General features: G+C 45.0%; 18 protein-coding genes. 3 read left to right on the top strand and 15 right to left on the bottom strand.

Annotation, left to right across the window (positions count from 1 at the left end; all coding sequences use genetic code 11):
* From ABUA34_RS04890 to ABUA34_RS04930, 9 genes are all read right to left on the bottom strand, one after another.
* Nucleotides 1-1,255, bottom strand: a 1,255-nt coding sequence (locus ABUA34_RS04890) for a UvrA family protein (protein ID WP_502880261.1), incomplete at its 3' end; no start/stop codon positions are given.
* Nucleotides 1,256-1,381: 126 nt separating this feature from the next.
* Nucleotides 1,382-3,370, bottom strand: a complete 1,989-nt coding sequence (gene uvrB, locus ABUA34_RS04895) for an excinuclease ABC subunit UvrB (protein ID WP_349822940.1) — start codon at nucleotides 3,368-3,370, stop codon at nucleotides 1,382-1,384.
* A gap of 144 nt (nucleotides 3,371-3,514) precedes the next feature.
* The gene (locus tag ABUA34_RS04900) at nucleotides 3,515-3,889 is read right to left on the bottom strand and encodes a hypothetical protein (RefSeq protein WP_015534409.1); all 375 of its coding nucleotides are present in this window, start codon (nucleotides 3,887-3,889) and stop codon (nucleotides 3,515-3,517) included.
* A gap of 477 nt (nucleotides 3,890-4,366) precedes the next feature.
* Complete coding sequence (gene trpA, locus ABUA34_RS04905; RefSeq protein WP_055222381.1) at nucleotides 4,367-5,137, bottom strand: tryptophan synthase subunit alpha; 771 nt, start codon at nucleotides 5,135-5,137, stop codon at nucleotides 4,367-4,369.
* Nucleotides 5,130-6,314, bottom strand: coding sequence for a tryptophan synthase subunit beta (gene trpB, locus ABUA34_RS04910; protein WP_055222380.1), 1,185 nt, complete (start codon nucleotides 6,312-6,314; stop codon nucleotides 5,130-5,132). Before trpB ends, trpA begins: the two co-directional genes overlap by 8 nt.
* An 87-nt stretch (nucleotides 6,315-6,401) precedes the next feature.
* Complete coding sequence (gene trpC / locus ABUA34_RS04915) at nucleotides 6,402-7,286, bottom strand: indole-3-glycerol phosphate synthase TrpC (RefSeq protein WP_349822941.1); 885 nt, start codon at nucleotides 7,284-7,286, stop codon at nucleotides 6,402-6,404.
* A 49-nt stretch (nucleotides 7,287-7,335) separates the two neighbouring features.
* Nucleotides 7,336-8,349 carry an anthranilate phosphoribosyltransferase gene (trpD, locus tag ABUA34_RS04920; RefSeq protein ID WP_349822942.1) on the bottom strand — a complete coding sequence of 338 codons (1,014 nt, stop codon included), beginning with the start codon at nucleotides 8,347-8,349 and terminating at the stop codon, nucleotides 7,336-7,338.
* 18 nt (nucleotides 8,350-8,367) lie between these two features.
* Entirely contained in the window at nucleotides 8,368-8,934 is a 567-nt protein-coding gene (locus tag ABUA34_RS04925; RefSeq protein ID WP_055145999.1) for an anthranilate synthase component II, read from the bottom strand.
* Nucleotides 8,935-8,948: 14 nt separating this feature from the next.
* Complete coding sequence (locus tag ABUA34_RS04930) at nucleotides 8,949-10,442, bottom strand: anthranilate synthase component I family protein (protein WP_349822943.1); 1,494 nt, start codon at nucleotides 10,440-10,442, stop codon at nucleotides 8,949-8,951.
* Between the two features lie 633 nt (nucleotides 10,443-11,075).
* Here ABUA34_RS04930 and ABUA34_RS04935 point away from each other — a divergent pair.
* Complete coding sequence (locus ABUA34_RS04935) at nucleotides 11,076-12,455, top strand: MATE family efflux transporter (RefSeq protein ID WP_055145993.1); 1,380 nt, start codon at nucleotides 11,076-11,078, stop codon at nucleotides 12,453-12,455.
* Here ABUA34_RS04935 and ABUA34_RS04940 read toward each other — a convergent pair.
* The 6 genes from ABUA34_RS04940 to ABUA34_RS04965 form a co-directional block, all read right to left on the bottom strand.
* The gene (locus ABUA34_RS04940) at nucleotides 12,421-13,785 is read right to left on the bottom strand and encodes an MATE family efflux transporter (RefSeq protein WP_055146381.1); all 1,365 of its coding nucleotides are present in this window, start codon (nucleotides 13,783-13,785) and stop codon (nucleotides 12,421-12,423) included. The genes ABUA34_RS04935 and ABUA34_RS04940 overlap by 35 nt on opposite strands.
* A gap of 245 nt (nucleotides 13,786-14,030) precedes the next feature.
* A complete protein-coding gene (locus tag ABUA34_RS04945) occupies nucleotides 14,031-14,873 on the bottom strand; it encodes a hypothetical protein (RefSeq protein WP_022217400.1) in 843 nt (280 codons plus the stop codon).
* Nucleotides 14,874-15,009: 136 nt separating this feature from the next.
* Nucleotides 15,010-15,873 (bottom strand): aldo/keto reductase, encoded by an 864-nt coding sequence (locus ABUA34_RS04950; protein ID WP_015534418.1) that lies wholly within the window; start codon nucleotides 15,871-15,873, stop codon nucleotides 15,010-15,012.
* Nucleotides 15,874-15,960: 87 nt separating this feature from the next.
* Nucleotides 15,961-16,689, bottom strand: a complete 729-nt coding sequence (locus ABUA34_RS04955) for a flavodoxin (RefSeq protein ID WP_349822944.1) — start codon at nucleotides 16,687-16,689, stop codon at nucleotides 15,961-15,963.
* Between the two features lie 395 nt (nucleotides 16,690-17,084).
* A complete protein-coding gene (locus tag ABUA34_RS04960) occupies nucleotides 17,085-18,176 on the bottom strand; it encodes a PTS sugar transporter subunit IIC (protein ID WP_349822945.1) in 1,092 nt (363 codons plus the stop codon).
* 35 nt (nucleotides 18,177-18,211) lie between these two features.
* Nucleotides 18,212-19,726, bottom strand: a complete 1,515-nt coding sequence (locus tag ABUA34_RS04965) for an aminoacyl-histidine dipeptidase (RefSeq protein ID WP_349822946.1) — start codon at nucleotides 19,724-19,726, stop codon at nucleotides 18,212-18,214.
* A 271-nt stretch (nucleotides 19,727-19,997) separates the two neighbouring features.
* Here ABUA34_RS04965 and ABUA34_RS04970 point away from each other — a divergent pair, with 271 nt between their 5' ends.
* Together ABUA34_RS04970 and ABUA34_RS04975 are read left to right on the top strand one after the other, a co-directional pair.
* A complete protein-coding gene (locus tag ABUA34_RS04970; protein ID WP_349822947.1) occupies nucleotides 19,998-20,843 on the top strand; it encodes a P-loop NTPase in 846 nt (281 codons plus the stop codon).
* A gap of 49 nt (nucleotides 20,844-20,892) precedes the next feature.
* Nucleotides 20,893-21,807 carry a radical SAM protein gene (locus ABUA34_RS04975; RefSeq protein ID WP_349819008.1) on the top strand — a complete coding sequence of 305 codons (915 nt, stop codon included), beginning with the start codon at nucleotides 20,893-20,895 and terminating at the stop codon, nucleotides 21,805-21,807.
* Nucleotides 21,808-21,909 lie beyond the last annotated feature (102 nt).

Below are 21,909 nucleotides of genomic sequence, written 5' to 3' on the forward strand. Positions count from 1 at the left end.
TTGTGGACTCCGCAGATGTCTCCCTGTATCTTCTGGCAACACTCTTTATGAGTCCCTCAAATGTTATATCATACACTCCCTCCCCGCGCTGTCCTTTATAATGCACCTTAACCGGTCGTGAGTTCTTTCCATATAATAAGAGATCTTTTATATCCTGTGGATAATCCTGAAATGGCGTATCAAGAGAGAATCCATACTCCGCACTGAGTGCCCTGAGTATTGCATTTGAATAGCTCTTGCCATCATTGCATGACTGCCATCCCAGAACCACTATGGCTCCATCATTTATCGACAAACTCTGATCGGGTATCATAAGATCCGGATCAAATTCCATCTTGAAGCCAAGACCTGCACATGTCGGGCATGCGCCAAATGGATTGTTGAACGAAAAGCTTCTCGGCTCTATCTCATCTATGCTGATTCCGCAATCCGGGCATGAAAAGCTGTCTGAGAAATTGATAATGGTATTCTCCTTCTGAACACCATTCTCATCCCTCTCCCCGATCACCTCAATCTTCATAAGCCCCTCTGCAAGCTGAAGTGCGGTCTCTATGGAATCTGTGAGTCGCCTCTCCACATCCTGTCTTACAACCAGACGATCGACAACTATATCTATACTGTGCTTCTTGTTCTTATCGAGCTTTATCTCCTCCGACAGCTCATACATGCTGCCATCGACAACCACTCTGACAAATCCGCTCTTCTTTGCCTTCTCCAGCAGCTTTACATGCTCTCCCTTTCGGCCTCTGACCACAGGCGCAAGCACCATGAACTTTGTCCTCTCAGGTAGTTTCATGATCTCATCCACCATCTGGTCAACCGTCTGTCTGCTTATGACCTTACCACAGTTCGGGCAGTGTGGTATTCCCACTCTGGCATAGAGAAGTCTGAAATAGTCGTATATCTCAGTGACAGTGCCAACTGTGGATCGAGGATTTCTGTTTGTTGACTTCTGATCTATGGAGATTGCAGGGGAAAGTCCCTCTATCTTGTCCACGTCCGGCTTCTCAGCCTGTCCAAGGAACTGTCTCGCATAGGAGGACAGCGACTCCATGTATCGTCTCTGTCCCTCCGCATATATCGTGTCAAATGCCAGTGAAGACTTACCTGATCCCGAAAGTCCTGTCACGACAACAAATTTGTCCCTTGGAATCTTGACATTGATATTCTTCAGATTATTTTCACGTGCGCCCTCAATAGTAATATACTTCCTGTCAATATTCCTGCTGGCGTTGAAATAATCATCATCTTTCATGCTCGCATCCGTTATATTCTCCAGATGCTCACCACGTTCATAATTCTTATTGTCTTCCATCTTGATCTAACCTTTTCTCTTTATTATTTATATTTGTTATATCTTAATTATCTACCCTGCATCCATCTATTCTTTATCATAATCTCTCAGTGCCGCCTTATACACCTTGAGCTGATCCCTGATCTCTGCCGCCACCTCAAAGTTGAGGTCTGCTGCCGCCATATTCATCTTCTTGGTCAGCTTGGCGATAATCTTCTGAAGCTCCTTCTTCGTCATGGACTCAGCGTCCTTATCCTCCTCTGGAAGTTCCTCCTTCTTCACCTCTATGGTTATGAGATCCCTTATGCTCTTCTCTATAGTCTTAGGGGTTATTCCATGTTCCTCATTATACTTCTGCTGTATCTCACGACGTCTGCTCGTCTCATCGAGGGCATACTTCATAGAACCCGTGATAGTATCCGCATACATGATGACATGTCCATCCACATTTCGGGCTGCTCTTCCTATGGTCTGGATGAGTGATGTCTCCGATCGCAGGAAACCTTCCTTATCAGCGTCAAGTATGGCTACCAGTGTGATCTCCGGTATATCAAGACCCTCTCTCAGAAGGTTGATTCCAACAAGCACATCAAATACTCCAAGGCGGAGATCTCTCACTATCTCAACTCTCTCCATGGTGTCTATATCCGAGTGCAGATATTTTACCTTTATATCATTGTCCCTCATATAGCTGGTGAGATCTTCAGCCATACGCTTGGTAAGTGTTGTCACAAGTACCTTGTGTCCCTGCTCGGTCTCCTTGCGAACCTCTTTCAGCAGATCATCTATCTGACCTTCCACCGGTCTGACCTCAACCGGCGGATCAAGAAGTCCTGTAGGTCTGATGATCTGTTCAGCCATAAGCATCTGGTGCTCCTCCTCGTATTTGCCCGGTGTGGCTGATACAAACATGACCTGATCAAGCTTCTGCTCAAATTCCGAGAAGTTGAGTGGTCTGTTGTCAAGTGCCGATGGAAGCCTGAATCCATAGTCAACCAAATTCATCTTACGGGATCGGTCTCCCGAATACATCGCGCCAACCTGAGGCACAGTCATATGTGACTCATCTATAATAAGAAGAAAGTCATCATCAAAGAAATCCAGAAGTGTGCTCGGCGTCTCTCCGGCTGATCTTCCAGCCAGCGGACCGGAATAGTTCTCTATACCAGAGCAAAATCCAGTCTCTCTCATCATCTCCATATCAAAGTTAGTTCTCTCCTCGATACGCTGTGCCTCGATGAGTTTATCCTTTGACTTGAAGTAAGCAACTCTGTCCTTGAGCTCCGCCTCTATCCTCTTCAGTGCCTTCTCCATCTTCTCCTGTCCAACCACATAGTGGGACGCCGGGAACAGACAGGTATATGTCAGATCCCTCTTTCCCTCTCCAGTGAGCGGATCAAACTCTGTGATCCTGTCTATCTCATCACCAAAAAACTCTATCCTTATTCCATCGTCAAATGTTGACACAGGAATTATCTCAAGTACATCCCCACGCACTCTGAATGTGCCTCTCTGCAGATCCATGTCATTCCTGTCATACTGTATATCTGTCAGTTCATCGATGACCTGATCTCTGTCCTTTATCATGCCAACTCTGAACGACAACATCTGATTCCTGTACTCGTCCGGATCACCGATGCCATATATACACGATACAGATGCAACCACTATGACATCTTTTCTGTCTATGAGTGCTGCTGTGGCGCTATGTCTCATCCGGTCAATATCGTCATTAATAGACGAATCCTTTGCAATATAGGTATCCGTAGACGCCACATATGCTTCCGGCTGATAATAATCGTAGTATGATACAAAATACTCCACCGCATTGTTCGGGAAAAATTCTTTCATCTCCCCATAAAGCTGCGCCGCCAGAGTCTTGTTATGTGCTAGTATCAGTGTTGGCTTATTAAGCTGCTGTATAACATTCGCCATGGTAAATGTCTTACCAGATCCGGTTACACCGAGCAGCGTCTCGAACTGATTGCCTTCCTGAAAACCCTTTACCAATTTTTCTATTGCCTCCGGCTGATCTCCGGTGGGCTTGTATTCCGATACCAATTCAAAATGATCCATAAAAGTCTCCTACTCTAGGCTAAAACCTGCATCTATTATATCGAACATTAGTTCCCATATCAAGTAAAAACACGGCAGTTGCTCAAGTTTATTTATGCCCTGAACAACTGCCACTATACTTCATCTGTTTGCTCACAACACCTTCTATACCGCTAGTTCATCCCTACCCAGGCTTATCTCATAGCAGCCTTTCTCATCGACAGTCACCACGACTCTCTCAAATCCTGTGTAAAATCTTAATATATACAGATCATCTGCCCTTGAGATAACCACCTCAGCATTCATCTCCGCAAGATCTGTCATATTGTCTTTCAGCACACCCTCGCTGACTCTGATGATCTGTCTCTCCTTCTCCACCTGTCTCTTCTCCTGAAGCTCCTTATAATAAAGGAAGAGATTCTCCTCCAACGCCTTTGATCTGCAGCTGCATCTGTGAAAATAGCTGCCGATGATCATGTAAAGCATGTATGCTGTCTCCTGCTGTCTGTGTGATGTCTTTTCTGTAAATGAATATCTCATAATCGTTACCTCCATAATGAAAAAATAAACCTAAAATAAATCTACAAAATGTTGTCAATGTGTTATCTGAAGCTTCACCAGCTCACACCTCCATGGTGCCTGCTCCTCGGTCTGTCATTTTTCAGCCGACGACAGTCGCTGTGTCCGTATTCTTTGCTGCCCCGGATACCGGGCAGATGCATATTCAGTTTTCATTTGAAATCTGCCCCATGCCCAAAAGGCAACAAAAAAAGAGTCATGATCGCAGACTTGTAGCACTTGCTACTCATCATGTTTTCAAACTCTTCTACTTAAAATATGATTTATTCAATTTTCATTATGGATATCAGCAATCGCTGATGTATATGTTATATCAAAAACTAACTGAGGTGTCAACATATTTATAAATATATCTATAAAACACAAGAGAGCCAGATTTCTCCGACTCTCTTAAATATGCATCCACAAATGCATACCCCAATTAGTATCTATAATTTCCTACCTTATCGCATCCTTCATGCTCTTCACATAATCTCTCACATAAGGCACACAGTCCTTGCCGTACTGGGCACACAGCTTGACGATGGCTGAACCGACAATGACACCATCTGACTTTTCCGCCATCTGCTTTGCCTGCTCAGGTGTGGATATTCCGAAACCTACAGCGCAAGGGATGTCCTTCGCCTTCTTCACCAGATCGACCATTGCTCCTATGTCTGTGGTAATCTTGGTTCTGGTTCCGGTTACACCGAGTGATGACACGCAGTATACAAATCCACTCGCATCATTTGCGATCATGGATATTCTCTCATGGGATGTAGGTGCGATGAGTGAAATGAGATCCACATCATACTGCTTACAGATTCCATCAAACTCGTCCTTCTCCTCGTAAGGAATGTCAGGAAGGATCAGACCGTCTATGCCAATCTCCCTGCATGTGCTGATGAATCTCTCCGAACCGTACGAGAACACGACATTTGCATATGTCATGAACACCATAGGTATTGTCACTTTCTTGCGTAGCTTTCTCACAAGGTCAAATACCTTGTCTGTCGTCACGCCGCCTGCAAGCGCTCTTATATTTGCGCCCTGAATGACCGGACCCTCGGCTGTCGGGTCTGAGAATGGGATTCCCAGCTCTATAAGGTCTGCACCGGCCTCCACCATTGCGTATACTACCTCCTCTGTCACATCCAGCGACGGATCGCCACATGTCACAAATGGTATAAATGCTTTTCCATGCTCAAATGCTTTTGATATATTACTCATGAAGATCCTCCCCTCTGTATCTTGCGATGGCTGCAACGTCCTTGTCACCACGTCCTGATACATTGATCACTATTATTTTATCCTTGTCCATTGTAGGTGCCAGCTTCATGGCGTAAGCCACAGCGTGTGCGCTCTCTATCGCAGGGATGATTCCCTCGATCCTTGACAGATACTCAAATGCATCCACAGCCTCGTCATCTGTGATCGCCACATACTCTGCACGTCCGATGTCGTGAAGGTATGCATGCTCAGGTCCGATTCCCGGGTAGTCAAGTCCCGCTGAGATCGAATGTACAGGTGCGATCTGACCAAATTCATCCTGACAGAAGTAGGACTTCATGCCGTGGAATATACCAAGCTTTCCGGTTGCGATGGTTGCCGCTGTCTCAAATGTATCAACACCTCTGCCTGCTGCCTCACAGCCGATCAATCTGACGCTCTCGTCAGGTATGAAATCATAGAAAGCTCCGATGGCATTTGAACCGCCGCCCACACATGCCATGACGACATCAGGAAGTCTTCCCTCCTTCTCCATGAGCTGTGCCTTGATCTCTTTACTGATCACAGCCTGGAAATCACGAACGATCTCAGGGAAAGGATATGGTCCCATGACTGAGCCGAGTACATAGTGTGTGTCATCGATCCTGCTTGTCCACTCACGAAATGCCTCGGATACAGCATCCTTCAGTGTGGCTGTTCCTGTCTTTACCGGATGAACCTTTGCACCCAGAAGTCTCATTCTGTACACGTTGAGAGCCTGTCTGATCGTGTCCTCCTCGCCCATGTATATCTCACACTCCATGCCCATCATGGCTGCAACTGTAGCTGTTGCAACACCGTGCTGTCCGGCACCGGTCTCCGCGATAACTCTTGTCTTGCCCATTCTCTTGGCAAGGAGCATCTGTCCGATTACGTTGTTGATCTTGTGCGCTCCTGTGTGGTTCAGATCCTCTCTCTTGAGGTAGATCTTTGCACCGCCCAGATCCTTTGTCATTCTCTCCGCATAGTAAAGTCTGCTAGGTCTTCCCGCATACTCGTTGAGCATCTCTGTGAGTTCTCTGTTGAACTCCGGATCATCCTTATATTTCTTGTATGCCTCTTCCAGCTCCAGCATCGCATTCATCAGAGTCTCTGGAATATACTGGCCGCCGTGAACGCCAAATCTGCCTTTTGACATATGTTTTTCCTCCTGTTTTTGTCTTCTCAGATATATTTTCAAATGTAATTTCTACACTTTTGTATTGTGTTTCTTCTATATAATATGTTACTCGCCTCTAAGTTCCGCAAACAACTTCTTCTTGTCGGGACTTCTCATAAATGTCTCACCTATGAGCACCGCATCAGTTCCATTTGCCTTGAGCCTGTCTATGTCCTCTTTTGCCTTGATTCCACTCTCAGACACATACACCATCTTCTGGGGTGCTAAAGTGTCAGCCGTAGCTCCTGTATCAGTGACAGGTACCTCCGTCCCCATATGGGTGGCTGGCACCGTATCCGGTATCAGCTTTCTAAGACGAACGCTGTTCATGATGTCCACCGTAAATGTTCTGAGATCTCTGTTGTTCACTCCGATGATGCCGGCTCCGCAGGCTATCGCCCGTCTGACCTCACCCTCATCGTGAGCCTCAACCAGAGCCGACATCCCAAGTTCATGCGCAAGCTGCAGGTATAATCCAAGCTGCTCGTCATCCAGTATTGCGCAAATCAAAAGCACCGCCGAGGCTCCTATGACCTTTGCCTCATATATCATATACTCGTCAACTGTAAAATCCTTCCTCAGCAGCGGTATATTTACCTCCTTCTTTATATCCATCAGGAACTGATTGCTTCCCTGGAAATAAAACGGCTCAGTGAGCACCGATATGGCTGAAGCACCAGCCGCCTCATATTCCTTTGCGATCTCAACATAGGGAAAGTCCGGTGCGATAAGCCCCTTGGAAGGCGATGCCTTCTTGACCTCACAGATAAACGATATTCCATCCGCTGCCAGATTATCCCTAAATGGGAACTTACTATATGGGCTGCTGCCGTTATCCGTCTCTCTGGCAACTATATCAAGTGCCTGTCTCTTCATCTCCTCAAGAGGAACTTTTTTCTTCTGCTCCGCCACACGTTCCTTTGTCTTTGCAGCTATCTCATCTAATATCATCTCTTACCTCTCTATACAACTTTCTATCATAGTCTGCGATAAAACTTATCTACTCATTTGTCAGTCTTACAAATGCATCAAGCGTCTCAGCAGCCTTGCCACTGTCGATCACGTCCTCTGCAACCTTGATTCCATCCGCTATGGAATCTGCCTTGCCTGCGATGTAGATACAAGCTGCTGCGTTCAGTACAACTGCATTTCTCTTGGCTCCTTTGATCTTGCCTGACAGGATATCGCGGGTAATCTGCGCGTTTTCCTCAGGATCGCCGCCCACCAGATCCTCCTTGCTGCATCTCTCAAATCCGAAATTCTCTGGCTTGATCTCGTACTTTGTGATCTCGCCATCTTTGATCTCTGCAACTGTTGTAGGTGCGCTCATGGATATCTCATCCAGACAATCCTGTCCGTATACGACAAGTCCCCGTTTTACGCCAAGACCAACAAGTACAGGAGCCATCTGATCAACAAGCTCCTCCTTGTATACTCCCATGATCTGCATCTGAGCCTTTGCCGGGTTGGTAAGAGGACCAAGGATATTGAATACTGTCGGTATTCCAAGTGCCTTTCTGACCGGACCTGCATATTTCATCGCCTTATGATATACCTGGGCAAACATAAAGCTCATGTTGCACTCAGCGAGAACCTTGCCCATCTTTTCAGGTGATATGGAGATATTTACACCAAGAGCCTCAAGTACATCCGCTGCGCCACTCTTGCTCGATACGCTTCTGTTGCCGTGCTTTGCGATCGGTACTCCGGCCGCTGCTGCAACTATACCACTCGTTGTCGATATGTTAAATGAATTCGCACAATCTCCGCCTGTTCCCACGATCTCAAGAACATCTATTCCGTCATGTGGAAGAGACTCCGCATGGTCTCTCATTCCATTTGCACTGGCTGTTATCTCGTCAAGCGTCTCGCCCTTCATGTGAAGCGCTGTGAGATATCCCGCCGTTGTCTCTCCCAGCACCTGGCCACTGAATATCTCATCCATGCTGGCATATGCCTCATCGTATGTAAGATCCTGTCCTGCTGCTACCTTCTTAAGAGTTTCCTGTATCATCGCCATATCCTCCTTATTTTATATCTCTAAAAAATTTCTGAGCATTATCTTGCCCTTCGGTGTCAATATCGACTCCGGATGGAACTGAACTCCATATACCTCATAATTCCTGTGTTTTACTGCCATGATCTCTCCATCCTCCGTCCTGGCTGTGACCTCCAGACATTCAGGGAAATTCTCATCTGCTGCTGCCAGTGAATGATATCTTGCAACCTGTATCTTGCTCTGAAGTCCTCTGAACAATCTGCAGTTCAGATCCACATCAACCAGCGACATCTTTCCATGCATAAGTTTCTTTGCATATGTGACTGTCGCACCATATGTCTCACAAATCGCCTGATGTCCGAGACACACACCGAGGATTGGTACTTTTCCTGCAAAATATCTCACCGCTTCCTCACACATTCCCGCATCCGAAGGTCTTCCGGGTCCCGGTGAGATGATTATGTGATCCGGATTCATCGCCTCGATCTCCTCACAGGTGAACTCATCATTTCTTATAACCTTTATATCCGGATTTATTGCCCCCACAAGCTGATACAGGTTGTAGGAGAAGCTATCATAATTATCTATAAGTATTGTCATTTATTTTGTCCTCCTTATATGTATTGTGCATGCGCATGAAAGGCGCTCATTGTGAGTGCTGTTGTAACTGCCTTTGCCTTGTTGATACATTCCTGGAACTCATTTTCCGGAACACTGTCTGCGACGATTCCCGCTCCCGATCTGACAAATACTTTGTCGCCTTTTTTGTATGCGATCCTTATGGCTATACATGTATCAAGATTTCCTGTGAAATCTATGTATCCTATGGCACCGCCATATATTCCTCTCTTGTTGTCCTCCAGCTCATTGATGATCTGACACGCTCTGATCTTCGGTGCTCCTGAGAGGGTTCCGGCCGGAAGTACCGCATCCACGGCTGACAGCTCATCGTATCTGCTATCGTCGATCTCCCCCCTGACTGTTGAACCTATATGCATTACATGTGAGTACCTCTGGACCTTCATGTATTGCTCAACCTCAACAGTTCCAAACTTGCTTATCTTGCCAAGATCATTTCTTCCGAGATCCACCAGCATGTTGTGTTCCGCCAGCTCCTTCTCGTCCGCCATGAGTCCAGCCTCAAGTCTCATATCCTCTTCCTTTGTCTTTCCCCTTGGTCTCGTTCCAGCAAGTGGAAATGTGTGAAGCATGCCATTTTCAAGCTTTACCAGTGTCTCAGGCGATGCGCCCGCAACCTCTATCTGGTCGCCGCTGAAGTAGAACATATACGGAGAAGGATTTGTGCTTCTGAGAACCCTGTATGTATTGAACAGTGAACCCTCCATCTCAGCCTCAAGTCTGTTGGACAGAACCACCTGGAAGATATCTCCCTCGAATATGTACTTCTTTGCCCTCTCGACCATGCTGCAATATTTTTCTTTATTGAACAGAGGCTTGAAATCACTCTTCATCTTAACCGGCTCTATCTCAGCCATCTCTCCATCGAGGATTAGCTTCTTCATATCTTCTATGTCAGCAAGTGCCTTTGCATATCCGGCTTCTATATCGGACGTGTCAGCATTTGCAATGAGGATCAGCTTTGACTTGAAATTGTCAAATGCTATGACCTTGTCAAATAACATCAGATCCAGATCCTGAAACCCTTCATCATCCTCGGCATCGATCACAAGCTTCTTCTCACTGTACTTTATGTAATCATATGAGAAGTAACCGACAAAACCTCCTGTAAACGTTGGAAGTCCTTCTATCTTCGGACTCCTGTAATCCTTGAGTATTTCTCTGATGAATACCTCAGGATGAATATCGTCCGCTTCCTTTATCACATTTCCATCTATATCCTTGAGCTGTATGTGCCCATTCATGCATGTGACATCAAGCTTTGGATTGTAACCAAGAAATGTGTAGCGTCCCCACACCTCCTGATTCTCCACGCTCTCAAGTATGTAACAGTGCTCATTCGCCGCTTTCAGCTTTCTGAGTAAGTTGATAGGTGTGATCACATCCGATAACATCTCGCAGCACACCGGAACCATCCTATATCCGTCTGCCGCATATTTCTTTGCCTCGCTAAGTTCTGGTCTTATCATGTCTCATCCTCCTTGCCAATTAATATAAAAAAACCACAGGACATAAAAAAAATTCCTTATCCTACAAACATTAGGACAAGAAATCTAATCTCCTGCGGTGCCACCTAATTTCATCAATAAATAAAAAAAAATATATATAAATAATTTATATATATTTATATATATCGATGCCCTCGACCATATACAATCATATATGTACCTTCTATAACGGTAGGTCTCCGTCTCCCCTACTTGAATCTCAAATCTTTCGGTTTGCCCTCACAAGTCCATTCACCTGCACTCCCATCGCTGCAATCACACCACCTGCAACTCTCTGAACATGTTATATGCCGCTACTCCTCTTGATCAACGGTTTATCTTATATCTGTAACCATAATGCGCTTTCCTAGTAAATTTGTCAAGAATAATTTTTCAAGTTTTTGCTATATTTTCACTCGTTTTTTACTGTTTCCCGCATATTTGCTGGACTTTTTCCACTTATCATTTATTTTATACTTTCTTTATTATTTGTTGATTGACTACCCCATCTAACTGAAATATTCTATACATTAGGCATTATAATAGAGAACACATCTATTCAAAATATAATCTTTTCCGAAAAATTCGAAAAGTTATCAACATTAAGGAGCAGTTATGAACACAAGTACAATTTCTTCAAATTCTGAAGAGAGGATGGGCACGGCGCCGATATTTAAACTTATGCTCTCCATGGGCATTCCAACATTTGTGGCGCAGCTCATCAATCTCTTATACAACATAGTGGACAGAATATACATAGGACATATCCCGGAGGTAGGCGCAGCATCCCTCACCGGGATCGGACTGTGTCTCCCGATCATCACCCTTGTAAGTGCATTCAGCGTGTTTGTGGGTGCTGGCGGCTCACCTCTGGCATCCATCGCTCTCGGCAAAGGCGACAGGGACAAGGCACAGCGCATCCTGTCAAATGGCGTAACCCTGCTCATCATATTTACAGTTATTGTTATGGCTGTCATCTACTTATTGAAGAAACCTCTTCTGTATTTCTTCGGAGCAAGTGACGCCACCTATCCGCATGCCGATGATTATCTGAGTATCTACCTTATAGGCACGATATTTGTCATGATCACCACCGGACTGAACACATTTATCACTGCTCAGGGACAGTCAAAGACCGCCATGTTTTCTGTGCTCATAGGAGCCATATTCAACATCATCCTCGATCCGATATTCATATTTGCACTTAACCTCGGCATCAAGGGTGCCGCCATAGCAACCATCATATCTCAGGCGATAAGCGCGGCATGGGTTATCAGATTTCTGACATCCGACAAGGCTAGTCTTCGCATATCAGCGCAGATGATGCGCCCACAGGGCAAACTGATCCTGTCAATTGCAGCCCTCGGAGTGTCCCCATTTATCATGCAGGTCACAGAGAGCCTTATCACAATCGTTTTCACACACGGACTTCAAAAGTACGGCGATGACCTGTATGTAGGTTCATTTACCATACTTCAGAGCATCATGCAGATGATCTTCATTCCTATGAGCGGCTTTTCACAGGGCGTACAGCCTATCATCAGCTACAACTACGGCAAGGGCAACGTAGCCAGAGTGAAGAAGACCTGCACCATACTGATAACCATGTCCATAGTCGTGTCATTTGTCCTGGCCGGGGCCGCATTCATGTTCCCGTCCGTGGCAGCCGGAATATTTACCTCGGATGAATCCCTCAAAGCACTCTGTGCAAAGGTTCTTCCGATATACATATTCGGAATGATGTTCTTCGGCATACAGAACGGATGTCAGCAGTCCTTCATATCCATGGGACAGGCAGGCAAATCCCTTATATTTGCACTGCTGAGAAAGGTCATACTGATAATCCCACTCGCGATCATCCTGCCATACTGCACACACTCAGTCATGAGCATTTACTACGCCGAGCCTATCAGCGACATAGTGTCCGCATTCTCATGCGGTGCAACATTCATGCTGACATTTAAGTCAATGATGAAAGGCGCAGGGAAGAAGTAACCCTCCTCATTTTCCTTCTCAGCAACACCATGCCCACCACGCACGACACGATCTCCGTGATCGGGAATGCCCACCATATCAGTGATACATCCGCCTGACCGCCTCTGACCAGAGCCGCAAATGCTCCGGCAAGCGGCAGGATGATTATCAACTGTCTGAGCAGCGATATCACAAGCGATTCCACACCGCCTTCAAGGGCCTGATATATTCCCTGAAATGCAACATTTACCCCGGCAAATACGAAACTTAGGGAGATTATCCTCATGGCGTCTATAAAATACACTCTGGACTGTCCCGCATTAAAAAGTCCGGCAAATGCAGCTGGAAACAGCTCTGTCACAGCCATTCCAAACACCATCAGCACTATTGTGTAGATTATTCCATACTTAATCGCATCATTTATCCTCTTTCTGTCACCCATTCCATAGCTGTATGCCGTGATCGGGGTGATCGCATCCCTGAGTCCAAATGCGAGAAACAGCACAAACTGCTGAACCTTGTAGAACAGACCATATGCAGTCTGCGCCGACTGGTTAAACTTGAGAATGAGATTCAGCGCGTATACCATGATGGACATAAGTGCCTGGGCTATGATGGCCGGGAGTCCTATGGCATATATTCCCCGGATGATTCTCCAGTCAGGCTTCATGTATGCACATCCATGTTTAAATTCCTTATTAAGTCTCAGATGGAACACGCACAGCAGAACCGCAGACGCTATCTGACCTATAATAGTCGCATAGGCGGCTCCTCTGACTCCCATCTCAGGAAATGGTCCCACTCCGTATATGAGAAGCGGATCAAGTATGATGTTTATGACAGCTCCCATCACCTGACCTATCGTTGAATACATGGATCTGCCCGTCGCCTGAAGCAGCTTCTCAAACAACGAGAAGAATATTATTCCAAATGAATACACACAGCATATTCTTAGATAATCCACAGCCATCTCTGTGACCTGCGTGTCCATAGTCTGTGAGACTATATAAGTCCTCACTCCCAATATTCCAAATAACAAACACACCACATATATTACAGCACCGAGAAACAGACTGTTGCCAGCCACCTTGGCAGCTCTTTCCTTATCACCCTGACCAAGGGTTCTGGCAATAAACGCATTTGTGCCGACTCCCGTGCCTATGCCCAGAGCAACCATGAGCATCTGCACCGGAAATACCAGCGTGAGGGCATTTAACGCAGCCTCACTTCCCACCTTCATATTTCCCACAAATGCGCTGTCTACGATGTTGTACACCGCCTGAAGCGCCATGGAAAGAATCATAGGAATACCCATCTGGATCATCAGCTTTCCAACTGGCATATCTTTCATCTTATTTCTCTCTCTGTTTTCCTCTTTGTTCTTATCTATTTCTTCCACTCTTCAAACTCCTTTCCCTGAACAAAAAAAGCAGCTACCGCCTAAGTTAGTTGGACTTACGCTGAATAGCTACACACTAGAAAATTATTATATATACACATAAAAAGCGAGTGACAAAACTGGATTTACGCAATCTTTGCCACTCGCTTTCGATGTGTATTATACTTTTTGTTTTTGAAAAAGTAAAGTTGTAAAATTTATAATGGACTGAACATGTTATCCAGAATATCCTGATAATTTCTGTCACCAAGTGTCTCTATAGCTATTATCATCGTATACTTTCCGTCATCTGATCTTACTATTACATTTGTCAGAGAGTACTCCGTTCCAGACATATCAGCCGTTGCTGTACATATGTAGTGCTCTTCGCCAAATACTGTACACTTGGAATAATCAGTCTCAATATTGCTTGCTTCAGCGCCAATTCTACTTGCTGTAGATGTAATAACAGTATCCATCTGAGCAACAGTTGCCTTTGCTACTGTATTCTCATCAGCCCACACATCATAACCGTAATTTCCACCACCCTTAGGGGACTTTATTTTGAGCAGAATATAGTGTGTACCATCATTTGCACAGAATGCATAATCGTTTCCTACCGTAAAGCTATTGTCCAGATTATCCAATGCCCTCTGTACAGTCTCATCGCTATTGGAATCCTCCACAACCTCAGAGATATCGGTGGCAGTCAGTAATGAACCTCTTGTCTGAATTCCATAGCTTCCTTCAAGGTTGATCTTAAATCCAAAATACGAATTCTCATAACCATTCTTGGTGTATACACCTACTATTGAAGGATCAGCTTCTGCCTCTTCACTGTCCTCTGTATCTTCCTCTGTGTCCTCCTCATCAATGGCGACCGAACTGTCCTCAGTATCATCTGCAGTGTCCTGTGTTTCAGTATCCTGCTCCTCTGTTGCTGCTTCTGTCTCAGCTTCAGTTGTAGCCTTAGTTACAGAATTGTCATTGCCCCCACAGCCTGTCAGCATCAATCCCATCATCATTGCAGCCACTACAATATAACTTGTTCCCTTTTTCATATTGTTCATTTCCTCCTAAATGTATAAAATTAGCAACATCTCTATTATAAGGTAACTATTATATTATGCAAGATATTTATGATTGCAAACTATACAAACCTGACGGCTGTCCACTATAGCTATGAACTTTTCTTTATTATATACGTCCACCATATACAGGAAAACCACTGCTCGCTCCATAGCTCTCGATCTTCTTGAAATTCTTAAGAGCCTCCATATCCTCTGCACTTATCTCGAAATCGACCTCTGTATTGCTCTTCATGTGCTCTGGATTGGCCGTCTTTGGCAGTGAAATTGTTCCGAGCTGGATAGTATATCTGATGCAGAGCTGTGGAACAGTCACACCATACTTGTCCGCCATAGCCTTGATCTCAGGCTGATTGAGTATCTCACCATGTGCGATAGGTGAATAAGCCTCAACAAGTATATCGTTCTTCTGACAGTAATCCACCAGTTCTATCGGAGTATTGCTGATGTGAAGAAGTATCTGGTTGACCATAGGCTTGATCTCAGCAGTCTCCATAAGGCTCTCGATATCACCGATCTGGAAATTGGATATACCAATAGCCTTGAGCTTGCCTTCCTTGTATGCCTCCTCAAGTGCTCTCCATGCTGCTCTGTTGCCCTCCACGTATCTGTCATCGCTCTGATTTACCTTTACCCAAGGCTGTGGGCTGTGAATGATCATCATATCGAGATAGTCAAGTCCCATCTTCTCAAGCGTTCCATCGATTCCCGCCTTGGCCTCCTCATATGTCTTGTGCTCAGCCGCAACCTTTGAGACTACGAACAGTTCTTCTCTTGGAATACCACAGGTTCTAACTCCTTCGCCTACTCCGCGCTCATTGCCGTATGCCTGTGCAGTGTCAATATGTCTGTAACCTATCTTTACGGCCTCCCTCACGGCATCTGCTACCTTGTCATCGTCGATGAACCATGTTCCAAGTCCAAGCTTTGGAATTGCTACTCCATTGTTAAGTGTGTAAGTTTCTTTTAACATTTTTATATCCTCCTGTTTCTTTTTATTTCAATTTCAAATTATTTCCAGCTATGTTTATTACATCTGTTCAGTTACTTATCTGACACATTACTGTCCAAGGCCGAGCCCGCTTATCCAGTCGGCCACATCCTGCTGTGTCACACCCGACGAGAATCTCTGACCATCCTTCCAGTCTCCGCTTCCTGCCTCAGAAGCCAGATCATCTGCACTTCTTCCCAGTCCCGAGCTCGCCGATGTGCAGAACGGATATACAGTCTTGCCAGTGAAGTCATTTGCCTTGACAAATGAATCTACCGGCCATGCAGACGTTCCCCACCATATAGGATAACCTACAAATACCGTATCATACGATTCCCAGCCAGGAACTTCAGTGGTGGTAAGCTCCACATCCCTGAGGCTTTCGTCATTGTGTTCCTTTGATACCCTGCTGCTGTCATCATTGTAGTTCAGATCATCCGATGTATACTCCTGGGCCGGGGTGATCTCAAATATATCTGCTCCTGTCTCTGCCGCTATATATTCTGCAGCATCTTTTGTATTTCCAGTTGCTGAAAAATAGATCACCAGAGTCTTACCTGTCTCTGTGTCAACATTGTCTGTCTCATCAGCGCTGCTTTCCTCGCTGGTCTGTTCCTCTGATACCGTAGAGTCAGCGTTGTCGTTGCTTGTATCGGCCTCATTGACCGCATCCGTAACAACCTCTGTCTGGGTTTCTGCCTGTGTGGTACTTTTACTTTCTGTGCTGTCGCCACTTCCGCATCCAACAAGTCCAAAAGCCATAACAGCACACACTAAAAATGCTCCTAATTTCTTCATTAAAGCGTCCTCCTGTCTGTTTTAACTACCATATTTTCGAAAAACGTCAGGGACTGTTTCTCTGACATATCTAATAATACTCTTTGGAGTTCACTTCAAGGCAAGGACTTTTTTTGTATTCTTGATTTTTCTATCGTCTGCTCATTTTTGCTGTATTTTCACTCCACAAATCAAGCACCATATATTTTGTATCTTTTTCCTTCTGAATCACCCATTTTAGGAAAATATTATCTCCTTTTCCATATAAAAAGGCCCGAAAGACACAAAATCTGTAAATTTGTATCTTTCGAGCCAATTTCAATCTTATTTGCGAAAATATTGTATCTTTTCTGTTGTAATCTGCCTGATGGAAACAATTTTGAGACAATTTTCTTCCACCGGATTTCAGCTAACCTTTATGATAAAGTCATATCTCCATCCTTAACCCAGCCGAGTTTTCTCACCACCATGTTGATGAGCGGGCAGAAAACTGCAGGAAGTACAAATGAGATTAGGATCAGACCAACCCAGTCCATAGCTGTGACCGCTGTCTTGCTTCCCGCCTCGATATCATTCATCCAGCCTGTGTATACTCCGATCTGTCCAACCAGACCGCATGTACCCATACCTGATGATACAGGGGTTCCATTCATCTGAAGCTTGAACAGACATGTTGCAAGAGGTCCTGTGATCGCAGATGTAACTATAGGTGCGATCCAGATTCTCGGATTCTTGATGATGTTGCCCATCTGGAGCATTGATGTTCCGATTCCCTGTGAAACAAGGCCACCCCATTTATTCTCTCTGAATGACATAACCGCAAAGCCCACCATCTGTGCACAGCATCCTGCCACAGCAGCACCGCCTGCCAGTCCTGTAAGTCCAAATGCTGCGCATATAGCAGCAGATGATATTGGAAGTGTAAGAGCCACACCGACGAGAACTGATACGGCAATACCCATCCAGAACGGCTGAAGGTTTGTAGCCAGCATGATGAGATCTCCGACCTTCATGGCTATGGCACCGAGTGTAGGTGCAAGAAGTGCAGACACAGCCACACCACTTCCGATGGTAACCAGAGGTGTCACCAGTATGTCAATCTTTGTCTCCTTTGAGACAACCTTTCCAAGTTCAGTTGCAATAACTGCAATAAAATAAACTGCCAGCGGGCCTCCTGCGCCGCCCAAGGCATTTGCCGCAAATCCAACTGTTATCAGTGAGAACAATACGAGCTGTGGTGCCTTAAGAGCATATCCTATAGCCACCGCCATCGCCGGCCCTGCCATCGCAGAAGCGAGACCGCCAACTGTATAATCTGTCCCATTCACGGTCGCAACAACCGCTTTGAGAAATCCTACACCAAACTGATTGCCAAGTGTGTTCAATATAGTTCCGATAAGCAGAGTACAGAACAATCCCTGTGCCATAGCACCCAGGGCATCTATTCCGTATCTCTTGACGCTGAACACGATGTCCTTCTTCTTCAAGAATCCTTTTACCTTTTCCATCATTCTTCTCCTTATTGAAATTATATTGCTGTCAATTACTTCAATTTCTCAAGTATACCCAGTGTATACCTCCATGTTCTCTGCACACTGGCTACATCCATAGACTCTCTGCTTGTATGGATATTCTTCATATCCGGGCCAAATGATACACAGTCCAGACCCGGCATCTTGCCAGCGAAAAGTCCACACTCCACTCCGGCGTGAATCGCCTGTATAACAGGCTTTCTTCCATACTGCTCTTCAAACACATCCACCATAATATCTCTGAGAGGAGAATCATGTCTGTACTCCCATGCAGGATAATCCCCCTGCACTTCCAGACTTCCACCAGCCGAGACAGATACACATCGGAGCTGATCTATCAGATTTTCCTTTTCAGACTGTACACTGCTTCTTACTGAAAAGCTTGCTGTGACCTCATCCTCAGTTGTATTCAATATTCCAAGATTCAGCGATGTCTGCACAAGCCCTTCTATATCATTGCTCATCTTCTGAATTCCATTTGGCATCATCATAAGACTTCTGATAACTATATCCGATGACTTTTCTGTCATAACTCTGTTGATCATGGTTCTACCATACATATCGTTCTGCACATCATCCGCGTTATTATATGAACCCAGATCATCTGACAGATCCGTTTCTACTTTCACTACAAGCTCTGGATCAGTATTTCCAAATTCATGCCTCAGAATCTTCTCATTCTTTTCCGCAGATTTTACAAAGTTATCCACATCCTCCGGATCAATACCCACATATGCCTCCGCCTTGTTAGGTATTGCATTGTCCTTAAGACCGCCCTTTATAGATATCAGTCTGTATGGAACATCCCTTCCTATATTATATAGAAGTCTTGCAAGCTGCTTGTCGGCATTTGCCCTCTGTTTTATGATCTCCACGCCGGAATGTCCACCGGTAAGACCCTCTACAATAATTTTCACAACTGAATGATCATCTTCTGCATTCTCATATTCAACCGGAATATGGCACGTAGCACACGCACCTCCGGCACATGACACCAGCAGATACCCCTCATCCTCAGAATCCAGATTGAGCATGATCCGTGACTTAAGTGGACTACAGTCAATCGCCGCAGCTCCCAGCATTCCTATCTCCTCATCAACCGTAAATACACACTCAATCGGTGGATGTGGTATATCATCGGCATCCAGTATAGCCAGTGCAAATGCCACAGCTATCCCGTCATCTCCGCCAAGGGTGGTTCCATCAGCGGATATCACTCCGTCCTCAAGCACTAGTCTCAGTCCGTCCCGCTCAAAATCAATATCACAGTCAACATCTTTCTCACAGACCATATCCATATGTCCCTGTAGCATGACAGGGGCACTGTCCTCATACCCGGCAGTTCCGTCCTTGAATATGATCACATTGTTGCTCTCATCCTGTATATATCTCAGATTTTTGTCTATGGCAAACTTCACCAGATAATCACTTATCTTCTTTGTATCCGACGATCCGTGTGGAATCCCGCATATCTCCTCAAAGAAACGAAAAACTCCATATGGCTCGATATTTGATAAAACTCCCATGCTATATTCTCCTTTTTATAGTATTTTTCATGCCCAATTACTTTATTAGAATACTTTCTATCAGGTATTTCATTTCAACTCTACAATCCGTATACTATCATGTCTCTGATTATATATTTGACACCCGTCAATTTCAACTCACCTCTCAAATTTCATAGTACCTGCATTCGTTGACTTTGTAACCTCTTAATGATATATATTAATCAAATGCGTAACTTAGCATACAACACAGATTGCACAGACATCCATGTGCAGTAGATTGGAGAGTATCATGTCAGAGAATTGTACACACAACTGCAGTACCTGTGGTCAGAGCTGTTCCAGCAGAACAGAACCACAGAGTCTTATCATAGAGCCACATCCAGATTCGCATATAAAGCATATTATTGCCGTGGTCAGCGGCAAAGGAGGAGTCGGCAAATCCTCAGTAACCTGTCAGCTCGCCGTTCTCATGCAGCGCATGGGTTACAAGACAGCCATACTTGACGCAGATATCACAGGACCTTCTATTCCAAAGGCATTTGGCGTACATAAGACACCAAAGGCAGAAGGAGATTTCCTGTATCCCGATGAGACGGAAACAGGAATCAAGATCATGTCTGTGAATCTTCTTCTGGACGACGAGACAACACCTGTCCTCTGGAGAGGACCTATCATAGCGGGAACAGTCAAGCAGTTCTACTCAGACATCATCTGGGGAGACATAGACTATATGTTCATCGACTGTCCTCCTGGAACCGGCGACGTGCCACTTACCATATTCCAGTCCATCCCTATAGATGGAGTTGTGGTAGTTACCACCCCTCAGGATCTCGTATCTGTCATCGTTGGAAAGGCTGTTCACATGGCAGACAGCATGAATATCCCTGTCATTGGTATGATAGAGAATATGTCATATTTCATTTGTCCTGACTGCAATAACAAGCACTATATATTTGGCAAGAGCCAGCTTGAGCAGGTCATAAGAGACCTGTATATAGGCCACGCGATCCGTCTGCCTATCAATCCTTCCCTTGCGGGGCTTATGGATAGGGGTGAGATAGAGCACATGGAAGCAAATGCTGATCTTCAGGAATTTGCTGATCTCATAAGCACATTTGACCCTGACAAATACTAATTCACCTATCAGTTAATAACAATTATCATCTATTTTGGAGGTAAATAATATGGATATCCGGCACATCCTGAACAACTGCATATTGTGTCCAAGAAAATGCGGTGTAGACCGTACATCCGGTCACACAGGTGCCTGCCATATGACAGACACAGTCAGGGTGAGCCGTGCAGCGCTACACATGTGGGAAGAGCCATGTATATCCGGAGAGAACGGTTCAGGTGCCGTATTCTTCTCCGGATGTGCACTTGGATGCTGCTTCTGCCAGAATAAAGCCATATCCGGAGGCAAGGCTGGCAAGGATATATCCATATCAAGGCTGTGCAACATTTTCTTTGAGCTTCAGGATAAGGGTGCCAACAACATCAATCTTGTCACACCGGATCACTATATACCACAGATCATATCAGCTATAGACATGGCGAGATCACGGAACTTCAAGCTTCCATTTGTATATAACTGCAGTGGTTATGAAACGGCCGAGATGATACAGCTACTTGATAGCTATATAGACGTGTATCTTCCTGATTTCAAATTCATGTCACCGGATCTGTCCGCAAAATACAGTAATGCTCCAGACTATCCTGAACATGCCAAAGCCTCCATATCTGAGATGGTCAGACAATGCGGAGGAGACCAGACCCGCTTTGATGACGACGGAATTATGCAGAGAGGTGTTATCGTCCGTCATCTGCAGCTTCCTGATCATCTGGATGATTCCAAGTCAATAATCACATATCTATATAACACATACAAAGATTCAATATATATAAGCATCATGAACCAGTACACCCCTATGCCGGGAATTGAGAATAGATTTCCAGAGCTTGGCAGAACTATAACTTCTTCTGAATACGATGAGCTTGTGGATTATGCCATTGATATCGGCGTTGAAAATGGATTTATACAGGAGGGTGAGACAGCAAAAGAAAGTTTCATTCCAGCATTCGATAACGAAGGCGTGTAACCCACACATCTTCAAATAAGGAAATAAATAAAAGACCATGGATTTTTGCACAAAAAAATGGACCAGCCACAACATATTGCAGTCAATCCATCTTGTAGTGGG

This window comes from Coprococcus sp. RTP21428st1_C9_RTP21428_210409 (genome assembly GCF_040227395.1).
Taxonomy (GTDB): domain Bacteria; phylum Bacillota; class Clostridia; order Lachnospirales; family Lachnospiraceae; genus Coprococcus; species Coprococcus aceti.